Source organism: Ruminococcus albus AD2013, from assembly GCF_000526775.1.
Classification (GTDB): Bacteria; Bacillota; Clostridia; order Oscillospirales; family Ruminococcaceae; genus Hominimerdicola; species Hominimerdicola alba_A.
In genome coordinates this window covers 3,612,295-3,625,989 of record NZ_JAGS01000001.1, presented here as the reverse complement: position 1 = coordinate 3,625,989, position 13,695 = coordinate 3,612,295, and the positions used below count along the sequence as shown (strand labels likewise).

General features: G+C 45.2%; 8 protein-coding genes. All 8 read right to left on the bottom strand.

Translation table 11 applies throughout. From position 1 onward, the window contains the following. Positions 1–350: 350 nt before the first annotated feature. The gene (locus N773_RS0116360) at positions 351–5,996 is read right to left on the bottom strand and encodes a Spy0128 family protein (RefSeq protein ID WP_024858803.1); all 5,646 of its coding nucleotides are present in this window, start codon (positions 5,994–5,996) and stop codon (positions 351–353) included. A 306-nt stretch (positions 5,997–6,302) separates the two neighbouring features. Further along, the gene (locus N773_RS0116355) at positions 6,303–6,800 is read right to left on the bottom strand and encodes a hypothetical protein (RefSeq protein ID WP_024858802.1); all 498 of its coding nucleotides are present in this window, start codon (positions 6,798–6,800) and stop codon (positions 6,303–6,305) included. A gap of 230 nt (positions 6,801–7,030) precedes the next feature. After that, positions 7,031–7,720: a dockerin type I repeat-containing protein gene (locus tag N773_RS0116350; RefSeq protein ID WP_024858801.1), complete on the bottom strand. Its 690-nt coding sequence runs from the start codon at positions 7,718–7,720 to the stop codon at positions 7,031–7,033. Positions 7,721–7,943: 223 nt separating this feature from the next. Then, the gene (locus tag N773_RS0116345; RefSeq protein WP_024858800.1) at positions 7,944–9,521 is read right to left on the bottom strand and encodes a protein phosphatase 2C domain-containing protein; all 1,578 of its coding nucleotides are present in this window, start codon (positions 9,519–9,521) and stop codon (positions 7,944–7,946) included. A 300-nt stretch (positions 9,522–9,821) separates the two neighbouring features. Beyond that, on the bottom strand, positions 9,822–11,192 hold the full coding sequence (locus N773_RS21415; protein WP_024858799.1) for a dockerin type I repeat-containing protein: 1,371 nt from the start codon (positions 11,190–11,192) through the stop codon (positions 9,822–9,824). A 182-nt stretch (positions 11,193–11,374) separates the two neighbouring features. Next, complete coding sequence (gene ilvC / locus N773_RS0116335) at positions 11,375–12,400, bottom strand: ketol-acid reductoisomerase (protein ID WP_013497242.1); 1,026 nt, start codon at positions 12,398–12,400, stop codon at positions 11,375–11,377. Between the two features lie 66 nt (positions 12,401–12,466). After that, on the bottom strand, positions 12,467–12,964 hold the full coding sequence (gene ilvN / locus N773_RS0116330) for an acetolactate synthase small subunit (protein ID WP_013497241.1): 498 nt from the start codon (positions 12,962–12,964) through the stop codon (positions 12,467–12,469). Positions 12,965–13,162: 198 nt separating this feature from the next. Next, positions 13,163–13,693: a hypothetical protein gene (locus N773_RS0116325; protein WP_024858798.1), complete on the bottom strand. Its 531-nt coding sequence runs from the start codon at positions 13,691–13,693 to the stop codon at positions 13,163–13,165. Between the last annotated feature and the right edge of the window lie 2 nt (positions 13,694–13,695).

Sequence of the window (13,695 nt, the reverse complement as noted above, 5' to 3'; positions counted from 1 at the left end):
TTCTTATTTTAGTTATCCTAGTTGATTACTAGGTTTCTTACGATGGACTAATAATATCATATTTTTCCTATCATGTCAATAGGTTTTAGAAAAATAATTTATCTTTGTGAATAGTATACTATTACCGCTGTTGAAAATTGTTTCGCAAACAGCAATATGACCTTAAAAACAGGCTGAATATTGATAGAATTACACAAGATATTATATGACCGACATAAATATCCCATTAAACCAACTTAGCTTCAATATAGATAAAAGCACCGATATCGTAAAAATATCGGTGCTTTATGATCCTATGTATTTGCTTGTGTGTTGCTCACGACATCATCGGGAGCGTCACTTTGCTTTATCTACTTGTCCTCTTTCTTCTTTTTCATCACGCAAAGCAATGCGCCAAGCATAACTACCTGTATGCCCACAAGACTCTTAACACCTGTGTTGGGGTTCGAGTTGCTCTGTACAGTAGAACCGCCTGCACTGCTGGTTTCAGAAGAATCAGACTTCGAGCTGCTGCTCTCGCTTGAAGAGCTCTCCGAATTGGATGAAGAATCCTCAGGAGTCTCAACGCCGCGGGACGAATCATCGTCCTTCTCGGGTCTGCTTGAAGAATCAGCTTCACTGCTGTCCTCTTCGTCGGTAGGTACATCATCGTCATAGATGTTGACGAACACTGCCTCGTCAGCAGACTTTCCGTCGCCGTCGGTAATGTCTCTGCTTACGGTAAGCACGCCGTCATTGTCGGTAACAGTATCGGTCACGGTATATACGGTCTTATCGTAAGAGCAGTTATTGCTGCTGCCTGCGATCTCACTTACCTCGTATACATATACGCCTGCTTCTGTGTAAGTCCAGCTGCCGAATACAGCCTTGCCCGCACCTGTGATATCAACAGTGGTGTTCTCGGGAACAGGAGCGCCGTCCTTACCTGTCAGTTCAAATGTGTAGACCTCATCTTCATCGGGAGCATTGCCCTCTACGAACTTCTTGATATCAAGTTCTGTATCAACGGGATTTGGCTGATAGATGTTCACGAACTTCAGTTCGTCAGCCTTATCGCCGTTCTTCTCGATGGAGTATACAGCCTTGTACTCGCCGCTCTCGTCCTTTACAGTAACTGTCAGCGTGTATACAGTATCATCCTTGGTGTAGTTCGTATAGCTCTCATCAAGATCGTTCTCGCTGATAACATAGCGGTATGTGCCCGCCTTGCTGAATGCGATAGTGCCGAAGGGTTCAGCCTCGCCGCTTCCTGTTACAGAAGCTGTCGTCTTCTGAGGCATAGGGATATCGGCATTTTCTCCCTCAGCAGCAGAAAGCTCAAATGTGAACACGCGCTGTGCTTCATTGGGGTCTTTTCCGACTATCTCCTTTACAGCCACAGGAGGTACCAGTTCTGCAATAACAGGAGTATAATCATTCACAAACTCAGCCGCGCCGACTTCTGCATTACCCTTTGTAAGCTTGGTCTTAGCAGAAAGAACGCTGTCATTATCGGTAACAGTTACAGTGAATGTGTATACAGTATTATCCTTGGAGTAGCCAACATAGCTGCTGTCGAGGTCGTCCTCGGTTATCTCGTAAACATATACACCGACCTTATCATAGGTCATGCTTCCGAAGGAAGCCTTGCCTGCGCCCTCAACAGTAACATTTGTTACTTCGGGCATAGGGATATCCTTGCCGTCCTTAGCCGATATGCTGAAGCTGAATACCTTGTCGTCAGGTCTTTCAGTACCGCTGAACAGCTTGACAACATCAGGGAATACTACCGTGTCGGTAGGTGCAGGTGAATACTCGTTTACGAACTCAGCCTTATCAGCAGGCTCGTAATACCTGGTTTCGGGATACAGCACCTGCAAAGGAAGCAGCTCTGCTTCAAGCTGACCGTCATTGTCTGTAACGTTGAATCTTACCAGATATCCTCTGGTATCGAAAGTATAGCCTGTATAAGCCGAATTAACTTCAAATATAGCATAATCGTACTGACCTGCCTTGGTGAATTCGACCTTGCCGAATTCAGCAGTACCCTCGCCTGTGATAGTCACTCTGGTATTCTCGGGTGCAGGCGCATCGCTTCTGCCGCCAAGATTTGTAAAGGGCTGAATCGAGAATATGAAACGCTTTTCAGCACCTCTTGCACTGCCCTCTATCTTCTTGCTGATGACAGGTATCGCAGCCCTTGCAGGCGCAGGAGAATACTTGTTGGTAAACTCTATCTGCTGAACTTCAACAGGCTCGGAAAGTGCCTTGCCTTCAAAGTCATGTGTGCGGTATACCTCAGTCTTAACAGTAAGCTCGGTATTATCATCATACTGTATATCCCTGCGGACATCGCTGACAGTGAATACTACCTTGAACTTCTCGCCGGAGTAAGTCATGCCTTTCTTATTGCCTGTCTTCTCGGATACCTCGTATTCAAATACGCCCGGCTCAGTAAACATCAGACTGCCGTTCTCATCGCCGATAGCAGTTTCTGTACCGTTGACAGGTACCTTGACAGTGCTTATAGCCTTGCCCCATACGCCGTCCTTGTAAGCTCTGGGTGCAGGCGCACCGTTCAGAGGCTTTATGCCGAAATCGCAGACAGCCTCAAAATCATCAGATGTATCGCCATCAACGGTCTTAGCTATCGCAGGGAAGCTCTTGACCGCAGATTTAAGACCTATGGTAACAACGTTAGCGATAGTTGTATCCTTTACCCATCTGGTCTGTACCGACTTCTCGCAGTAATATGCGGGCGCATTGTAAGCCAGTACCTGATTTGTCTTGGTCTGATCCTTATGGATACTGTCAGGTGCTGTCATTTTCAGGTAAACGCATACCGAATGAGGCATATCCTGTGCCGAACCGAATTCGACATCTTCACCTATCTTGAATGCGATAGTCTTTACCTTAGCCCAGTTATCGTAATTATCGGGATCGATCTCGTACCAGTTATTTTCCTCGGTAAGCATCTCGGGTACAAGTCCGGGCTTGCCAAGGGCGGTATCGGTAGCCATTTCTACCTCATCATAGAACTTATTTGTGTTTACAAATACCTTTACATCACCGAATTCTTCCTTAGCCTCGCTGATATCCACTCCGTAGAGAGTACCCTTCCAGTAAGGCATACCCGCAAACTCGGGTTCCTTGTAAGCTTCCTCTATGGAATCGTATATTACTACATTCTTAGAAAGTCCCTCATTAGAGAAGAACTGAAGTCTGTAAGTGTAGTTGTGACCCGCATAGGTCTGTGTAAAGTCCTTGAAATCCAGATCATAGTCATCTGCCTTGATCTTCTTTTTCAGCGTAGTTGCGGAATAGAACATGGTAACTTCGTCTTCTGCCATAGCAGCAACTATATTGGTATGTGTTGTATCTCCGTCGCCGTCGATATCTTCAAACACCTGGTTACCGTCTCTGTCCTTGACTTCCTCAAATATCTTTCCATCGTCAGCCAGCGCTTTCAGACCCACAAGATCAAAAGGCTTGCCGTTCTTATCGATGAACTGTGCCTCTGCGAAGTTGTCAAGCTTTGTGCTTCTCAGCTCCTCATAGTCAGCCACAGCTTTCAGGTATATTACCGAACCCAGAGAATAACAGCTGTCGCTGCCCTCGCCGAGCTTCACCACAGGAAGATCATTATACTTCACCGTTATCTTTGCGTACTGCCTGTGAGTGCCCTTGTAGTTTTCGATAGTTTCAAAAGTTACCTCGGGTACTTCTGTGTTTATGGGTTCAACCTGACCGCTTTTCTTTCTCCACAGCTGTTCCCAGTTGTACTCCTTGGGGCTGTCCGAAAGTACAAGCTTATCCTGCATCGGAGTGACCTCAATAACACTCATGCCCATAGGCAGCAGCTCATGGAACACTATCTCCTTATCGCCCCTGATGACTCCCAGTTCAGCCAGCTGTCTGAGGTCTGCCTCATTAGATGCTCTGCCTGTAACAGCAGCCAGGTAGTAAGAGGTATATACCTTTTTGTCCTCCTGAACAATACCGTTGCTCTTCTTTGAAAGTCCGCAGAAAGGATCAATGCTGGTCAGATTGTTCTTAGCCGAAAGTCTTGTTGCTACCTTGATATTGCCTTCTTCGTTGGAATGGCCATCATAAAGCTCAGCATCAAGGTCAATAAGATCCTGCTTTACATAATCCTTTGCAGCATAGATGGTGCTGCCGTTGGTCGGATTTTCCCATTCACCCGCAGCATTGTAGCCCATCTGAGCATCCCAGTTGTACACCTGGAAATTTTCCAGATGTATCTTATCCATATTTTCAAGCACCTGCTTTACAACAGGTCCCTCACCTCTGAGTACGCCCGATACCTTGGATCTCAGGTTTATATCACCGTTAGCATCGCGGTATACGAACTTTATCCTGTATACTTTGTCGTGCTTGAATTCAAAAACTGTGTTGCCGTCTTCATCGGCATATCTGAAATTGCTGTTTCCGTCAGCAAGAGATATTTCCTGATCGAGCTGCCACTTGTCGGGATCGTCGGCAGTCATAACATATACTTCAACAGGCTTTCTCTTGTTTATAGGCAGATCTTCACTTTCCTTAACATCAAGATTAAGTGTAACTGATTTTACTGCCTTGTGTACTACCTCCATAGTGAAGGTCCTGAAATAGAAATCATCGGGCTGCAAACGCTTGATGTCACTTCCGTCATCACCAAGACCGTTCACATAAAGCGCATCGTCAACAACTTCCATCCAGTAAGGACCATCCTTGTATGTGAAGTCGTCAACAGCACCGTACTTGTAAGTCAGACCGATGCCCTCGATATCGTATGTGAGCTCTGCATCCTTGCCTGCTTTCAGCAGATCGACAGCGCCCACAGGATCGGGACCGCCCTTCTTGACAACGCTCCAGATATCGCCGCTGTAAATAGCGCCCATATCCTGCCATACAGAAGTCACTGAGTCAGAATCATAGGTAACATCGTTTTCATCACCGTCAATGCCCGCATAAGTGATCGTTGCATCGTTTTTAAGCTTTACACGTTTTCCGTTTGAATCAACAGCCTCAGCTGTTTCCCTGGGATATCTTACCAGCACGATGAAACGTGAAGCTGCGCCCTCATACTTCCACTGGCCTGCATACTCTCCATCTTCCTCTTTTTCAAGCGGGATAGTATTTTCATAATCCGCCGCCTGGGATACAGCGATGACCTCACCGCCGTCGGGAAGATCATCGATGTATGTGATAACAGGCTGATTGTATTCCACAGAGGTCTCCAGACGATAACCTATGAAAGCATACTCTTTCAGCTGTTTTTTGAACTCTGCCTCATCAATGCCATACCTTGAAAGATGATACTTGCTTTCAAGCATATCGTCCCATGCATAGTAACAGCCCTGATTTACGCCATCGTTCTCGGTGTATTTATACACCTCAGCATCTCTGACATGGGTGTGGAAAGATGCCGTGATAGTATCAGGCGTGCGGTCCTCTCCAAGCTCATTATCGAAGATCTTGATAGTGTAACCCTGCTCACTGTTATCGGCTACCCTGTTCGCACTTATCGTGTAATGAAGATTAAGGTCGATATGCGGTGAAGATGCCTTTACATTCTCAAGAATAATAACACCGTCAGTATAAGACCTGTCCTCCTTGACCTTCAGCAGCGAAGTATCCGTCGAGAGCTGATTAAGAAAAGCCTCCTTTGCCGTCAGCGCAAAAGGATCACCGTAGCGGTCTTCAAAGGCGCTGTAAGGAACCTCTATCTCCAGACGACCTGCCTCATAGGTCTTGTTAAGGCTGAGTCTCAGCGTTACGTTGACCTGCTGTGTTTTGCCCTCGATGGTATAATCCGCAGTTCTTCCGTCATCCGAAATGACCTCGCCTGTACCGTCAGTCTCGGTTTTCGAGAAGAACAGCTCGATATTCTCGGGCAGTTCAGCAGATTCCGCACTCACAGAAGGCACAGACCCAAACGCAACAGTAAACAGGCATACCAGCGAGAGCAATCCCGAAAGCAGCCTGTACTGCGGTCTATGAGTACTTTTTCTCATTTTTGCATTCCCCCTCCAAAATAGTTTTAAGCCCCACGTTTCCCGACAGACCCGTGCAGCTTCATATAGCCTGCAAAAAGCTATATATATTAATATGGTACCATTACAGAGGGCTTTTGTCAATAAATATACACAATTTAAAAACTTTTTCGTCATTTAATTCAAATTTTTCTGGTTAATCCGAATGGATTTATCACTTTATTCATAGTGTTACCAAAATTTTGTAAAATACTTACCAAAACACAAAAAAACACCCCCGAAAGCCCGGAGGTGTATTACACATTTATATGCTTTATACTGACACTGTTATGTAGCCGCACTTATTATAATAAACAATAATATAACGCCAACAATTACCTTCACCTTTGTTTGTATCCTCTTCGTCACAATGAACCACAGCGGTATAGTAAACTGGGGCGCGCAACAAAATCCGATGATCCAAAGTATCCTATTAGACTTGCCATTCTGCGGTTGAGGCTGAGGCTGATATACAGGCTGCGGGTTAGGAACATACTCCCTCATCACTATGGTCTCGCTGGGAATATAATTATTGTATACGGGCGGTGCTGCCTTTACAGGCGGAGTTATGCCTTTCAGCCTGCAGTAAGCCTCCATCTCGTAATCCGAAAGTATCTGTCTGCTGTCGCAGTAAGGACAGAACAGCACCATGTTATTAACGTCAATATCTCTCTCGCCCATGCAGTTCGGGCATTTGAGGTCAACTTCCATGTGGCGGTCAGCCTGAGAAGCATAACCTCTTGCGCTGTTATCTCTGTTGTAAGTTTCATAATCTCCGTATGCCATTTTAATTCTCCTGTTCTTTATATGGATACTAAAATAATAAGCCAGACCTTACTTTCATATGATATCACATTTTTATTGCAAATTCAACCTGTTTTTCCACTTTGTAATAATTATTCCTTACAAACTTACCCGTGTAATTTTATCAACAACGCACAATTAAAAAAACGCTTTCGCCCAAAAAGACGAAAGCGTTTTTGAATTTGTTATCTACATTAAGACTAAGCTGTAAATTAGTACAGCAGTCTCTTGCCCTTTACGTGAGCAGCGATCTTAACAAGGTCATTGATATCGAGCTTGCCGTCGCCGTTAACGTCAGCAGCCTTTATAGCAGCAGCAGAGAGCATTCTCTTGCCCTTGATGTGAGCAGCCAGCTTAACGATATCGTTAACGTTGATCACGCCGTTGCCATCCAGGTCGCCGGTGGTGTAATCATCTTCGCCTGTAGTCTCAGCATCAGTGGTCTCGCCATCAGTGGTCTCAGCGTCAGTAGTATCAACATCGTCGCCGGTATCAACATCATCGCTTGCAGCCTTTACCTCAACGTTAAGGATTTCGCAGCCATTCCAGCCCTCAACCTTACCAAAAGTAACAGCATTAATATCTTCGATCTTAGCTCCGGCAACTATATCAGCTACAGAATACTCAACAGTTGCCTCTTCGCCTGCAGGATTAACACCAGCCCAACTTCTCCACTCTTCACCTTCGCTGAAGCCAAAGCCGATATCGCCCCAGTTATCATTCGCATCAGTGTAAGTAACTACGATGACAGCATCTTCATCACTCAGAACATCAAGATTATCAAACACGAAAGCGCCTTCACTGTCCTTAGTAAATGTTGTATCAGCAAATACAGGTACAGCCATCATAGATACGGTCAAAGCAGCAGCTGTCATAGCTGCAACGATCTTAGAATTCTTCATCTCAAATTCCTCCAATTCATTAATACAGAATATCAAATAGACATTCATTGTCTATTTACAATATTAATTGTAACTCATTAGACCGTTTTTGTCAATACTTTGTAACCATTATTCATCATTTTACCGTATTCTTTAAGAAGACTTTTCACAAATTTTATCATTATTACCTAATAGTTTGTTTCAAATTTACCTAAAATTCGTATTTCTTTATCAAAATGCAAATTCATTCAAATTTTTTCTTTTTGGGAACAAGTCCTGAAAGCCTTGATAATGACGCCTGCGCCTGCATAAACAGGTCGTGAGCTTCCAGCTCGATATCTTCCCTGCTGACTATATCATGATGCTCTTCCGTCGGCAGTTCGCTTTCAGGTGCAGATAAGTTTTCATCTTCTGATAACGGCTGTATTTCCGCTTCAAATTGCAGTTCAGGTTCGGGATAAGGATCGTTTTCCGTAATAATATCCTGCTCCGAACAAGATTCTGATATCATTTCAGGTTCGGTCTCCGGTTCAGTTTTATATTCATACTCCGCTTCAAGATTCGGTTCAGATCGCAGTTCCTTATCCGATTCAAAAGCAGGTTCAATATCAGCCTCAGGTTCTGCATCCAGTTCCGTCTGTGACTCGTGCTCTTTTTCAAACTCCTGTTCAGAGATCATTTCAGGTTCGGGGTCAGATTCAGTCTGAAGTTCATTTTCAGGTTCGGTCTTCAATTCATCAATAGACTCAAACACAGGCTCGGTCTTCGATTCCACTATGATCTCAGGTTCCGATTCGGACAGGAGTTCAGGCTCCGATCCCGTCTCTTGCTCTGGTTGCTGTTCGATCTTTGGTGAAACCTCCGTCTTCGGCAGAGTTACATCACCATATTCAGGCGGAAATACGGGCTTACTTTTTCCAATGATAGCCTCAAGATCTATGGTGAGTATATCGCTCAGCTCGTCCTTTTCCTCTTCGCCCTCGTGATCTCCCAGCATCTCCATAACATTCACGGTAGTCCCAACAGCATCATGTCTTGTCAGCGCTGCAAGCTCTTCAAAATCAATAAATGGCTTTATACCTATTATTGATACATTATCCGTGCCGCCGTTGAGCGCCGCAAGCTTCGCCAGTGCCACCAGTTTCTCGGATATCGGCAGATCCATAGCCAGCCCTATCTCAAACTCATTCTCGCTGACAAAGTCCGAAAGACCATCAGTCGTGATTATTATCATATCATCGGGTTCTGCCCCGAATTCATTCACCAGAGGTGTCTGATCTATCTGCGGATCGCTCTGTGGACTTCCCATGGAGGATATCACCGCGTCACGCTTCTCGGGATCAAGCTCCTCAGCATTGTCTATCTCGCCCTTGCTGAACATATACTGCCCGTAGCTCTGATCCGTGGTCAGCTGCCTAATAGCACCGTTGACATACCTGTAGATCCTGCTGTCACCCACATTTATACAGAGACCCTTGCCGTCCTCATCAACAGCAAAAGCGCAAAGTGTCGTCTGCATATTAGCCAAATACTTTTCCTGCGTACTGTGCTTCTTTATCTTTCCATGTATGGCCATAAGAGACTGTTTGATATCTGTCTTCGAGGTGTAATCGACCAGAGCTAGCTCTTTCAGACAAAGGCCCGCAGCTATCTCACCTGCATTCTCTTCGCCCACGCCGTCGCAGACCGCCGTGATAAACGGAGCGTCCAGCACCGCTTCACGGAAGCCTTCATTTATTACCTCATTATTGACCAGCACAGCGTCTCCGTTATTTTTTTTCACGCTGCCTGTATCCGTATAACCGTATATGTAATATCTCATAAGCAATCCCCAAATTATCACACACTTATTCCGAAGCGTACCGCCGTCGGGAACTCTCTCTTATCATTATCCCTTTCTGTCCATTGGCGATAGCATACTATACCTTTTATATTATATAATATCTGCGCCCCAAAAGTCAAGTGCTTTTTTGTAGATATTAGACTAAATACTATATAGAGAATACACAAAAATTATCAAACATTTTATAATAATAAGACAGCTTTTTATTCACACCACGTTAAAAGGCACTTTCGTCTTATGACAAAAGTGCCTTTGCATTACATCATATCTGTGCCCCGATCAGAGGTGCTCATTAAACCACACCATTCTCGTAGACTTGGGATCAATATTGTATTCTTCAAAGCTGAACTTTTCATCTCCGAAAATGCTGATATCCTTTATAGCGTCTTGTATAGAAGGGTCATCAAATACCAGCATCCAGTCTTCTCCAGGCATAGAAATATCTATAACAGGGCTGAATTCCGACGGTGTCTTGTAAGCCTTGCCCAGCGAGATATGTTCTTTCAACTCGCTGTACTTCATGCCTACTTTAGCGCCTCCCCTGCCGGGTATCTCAGCACCCGGCAGATATTCAACAGCATATACAAAAGTTTCACCCGGAATTTTTTCAAACTTCTTACGGTCAACTTCATATCCGTCCGCTGTTTCTTTGAACAGATTCATATTATCGGGTCTGAATACAAATCTTATATTAGGGAAGACCTCATCATTGTACATAGCAGCACCCGCCGCCTGACCAATGCTGACCACTTCGACATCGTACTCTCCGTTCATATCATCTTTCAGTCTTTCGAAAGAGTATGTAGGGAAAACCATATTGCTGTTGCTTATAGCATAGGTGCAAACAGGATCTATGCCAAGTTCTTCAAATGTAAACTCATCTGAACGGAGAGTATCCGGGTTAATGTGCTTGTTCTTAACCGCTTTCCGTGTTGCTTCATCGTTGAAAACCAAATTCCAATTAACACCATTAATTATAGTGCGGATATTCGGTGAAAGCGAGCTGTTCTCAACTACTGCCTTGCCCAGACCGAGCTTTTTCTTCAGCTCGCTGTACTTCATCCCCACTACGCAGCCGGTATCGCCTATCTTTCCGCCATTTTCTACCTGTATTACCTGTGCAGGAACGGTATCGTTCATCCCCTTTTCAAACACATCTTTATCAAAGGTCAATACACCGGATTCGGTCATTTTTATGCAGTCTCTTCCTCTGTTGCCGAATATGAAGTAAGTATTCGGGAATACATCAAAGTTGTATACTGCCAAAACATCCATATCCGGCTGTCCTTCGTTGATAGTTGTCAGCTCGTATTCGCCGCCAACTGCCTCTTTAAACATTCCGAAATCATATTCTACCAGCGCACGCTTATTTAAAGCAGGCTCTTCTTTCAGAAGCCTCTTGCCTTTGACGTGTGCTGCCACGAAAGTGATATCTGAGATATTGATCTTTTCGTCACCGTTAACGTCAGCCCTTGCCTTCCTCTCATCATTCAGAAGTTTCTTGCCCTTAACGTGTGCAGCTATTATTGAGATATCTGTAACGTTGACCTTTCCATCCCCGTTGACATCTCCGTTAATTGCCGAAGCACTGATAGCACACACGCTGAACGCCATAGTAAGCGCTGTGATAAATGCCGCTGTTCTTTTCATTATACGTCGCCTCCTGTAAAACAGTTTTTTCGATACACTGTACCGTACTTTTTTATTATATAATTTCTTAATACTTTTGTCAAGTCTTTGATACACCCAGCGATATAAAAAGGCACTTCTGTCGTACTGACAAAAGTGCCTTGTATAAACTTATAAAAAGCTTATGCGCTTTCAGACAAGTATTAGTTGTTGACCAGCTTGTCCTCTTCGTTGTTCCAGCTGTACAGCTTTCTGATCTCTGTACCAACCTTCTCGGAAGGATGCTCAGCGTGGAGCTTTCTCATAGCCTTGAAGTGTACCTGAGAACCTGCGTCGCTCATGTCAAGCAGGAACTCCTTAGCGAAGGAACCATCCTGAATGTCGGAGAGAACCTTCTTCATAGCCTTCTTGGTATCCTCAGTGATGATCTTAGGACCTGTGATGTAGTCGCCGTACTCAGCAGTGTTGGAGATGGAGTATCTCATGCCCTCGAAACCGGACTGATAGATCAGGTCAACGATCAGCTTCATCTCGTGGATGCACTCGAAGTAAGCATTTCTGGGATCGTAGCCAGCTTCAACCAGAGTCTCGAAACCGCACTGCATCAGAGCACATACGCCGCCGCAGAGAACTGCCTGCTCACCGAACAGGTCGGTCTCAGTCTCGGTTCTGAATGTTGTCTCCAGAACGCCTGCTCTTGCGCCGCCGATACCCAGAGCGTAAGCCAGACCGATCTCTGTAGCGTTGCCTGTAGCATCCTGCTCAACAGCGATAAGACAAGGAACACCCTTGCCTGCCTGATACTCGCTTCTAACAGTGTGACCGGGTCCCTTAGGAGCGATCATAACGATGTTAACATCAGCGGGGGGAACGATGCAGCCGAAGTGGATATTGAAACCGTGAGCGAACATCAGTGTCTTGCCTGCTGTCAGGTTAGGAGCGATCTCGCTCTTGTACAGAGCTGCCTGCTTCTCATCGGGGATGAGTATCATGATAACATCAGCCTTCTTGACTGCGTCAGCTACGCTGAGTACGTCCAGACCCTGCTTCTTAGCCTTTTCTGCGGACTTGGAGCCTGCATACAGACCAACAACAACGTCAATACCGCTCTCCTTCAGGTTCAGAGCGTGAGCGTGACCCTGTGAACCGTAACCGATAATAGCGACTGTCTTGCCCTTCAGTACATTAAGGTCGCAGTCCTGCTGATAATAGATCTTTGCATCTGCCATTTTAATTTCCTCCTAAAATAATTTGGAATGATTTATTTCTCCCTGTAAAAAGGGGAATCTACTTCTTTACTTCTTTGCGCTGAAATACTCGGCACCTCTCTCAACAGCGACAGTTCCTGTCCTTGCCATTTCGAGTATGCCGTAAGGCTCGATCACCTTCTCGAATCTTTCCAGCCTGTCGTATCTGTCGCATATCTCCAGTGTCATGGTGGTAAGGGTGATATCCATTACCTTAGCGCCTGTGATCTCTGCGATAGTCATTATCTCGCTGCGCTTGTCAGCAGGAGCACTGACTTTTACGATCATGAGCTCGCGTGCTACGAACTCGTCTCTGCCGAAGGTCTTGACCTTAATGACCTCGATCAGCTTGTTGAGCTGCTTTTCGATCTGCTCGACAGTGTGCTCGTCGCCGTCAGCAACGATGGTGATCCTGGATATAGATTCATCATTTGTAGGACCTACCGCCAGACTTTCGATATTGAATCCTCTTCTTGAAAACAGACCGGATATCCTTGAAAGAACACCGCTGTGGTTCTCAACGAGAACAGAAATGGTATGTTTCATGTCATGACCTCCGTTTTTTCGCGGAAATAAATTCCACACTTAATTATTATACTATCATATTGTGGCTATTTCTTTAATTTTATCAGACTAAATCATTAACGGGCAAATTTAGTCATTTATCACAGTAAATCATACTTGTTATGGCGTGATAAAGTGCTGATATATAAATATTATACAAATCCCGCTCCTTATCAGACCTTATGCACCGTTTTCCATCAGGGGCGCAAGAACTTCCATGCACTCCCGTATGCTGTAAGCCGAGTATATCTGACCCTGATATTCCAGGTCAGCCATGCCGTTGCCCACCAGCGAGAGCACCTCTCTCAGCTGACCGCACTCGTTGTCCGTCAGCACAAGAGTATGTTCACCTCTCTCCGACAGCCATTCCAGCACCCTGCCATTGACAGCTCCCGCCTTTGTTATGACAGGCTGTCCGTCCTTCTCCGAATCCAGCACCATCAGCCCGAATTTGATCGAAGAAGCCAGACAGGTTATGCAGCCCTTGCCTTTAGGCGTTATGACAGCATACTCCCCTGTCCTTCGGGAATTATCCAGCTCAGCCATAAGCCTTGCGGACATATCATCGGCAAAGGGTTCTTCCTTTTCAAGACTGTTCAGCCTTTTTTCAAACTGCCTGTCTATCTCGTTCTCATCTCTCAGGGAGATAAGACCTACCAGCAGTCCCCAGTCGAAGTCATTGCCGTAACTGAGTATCTTATAATGCAGCATAT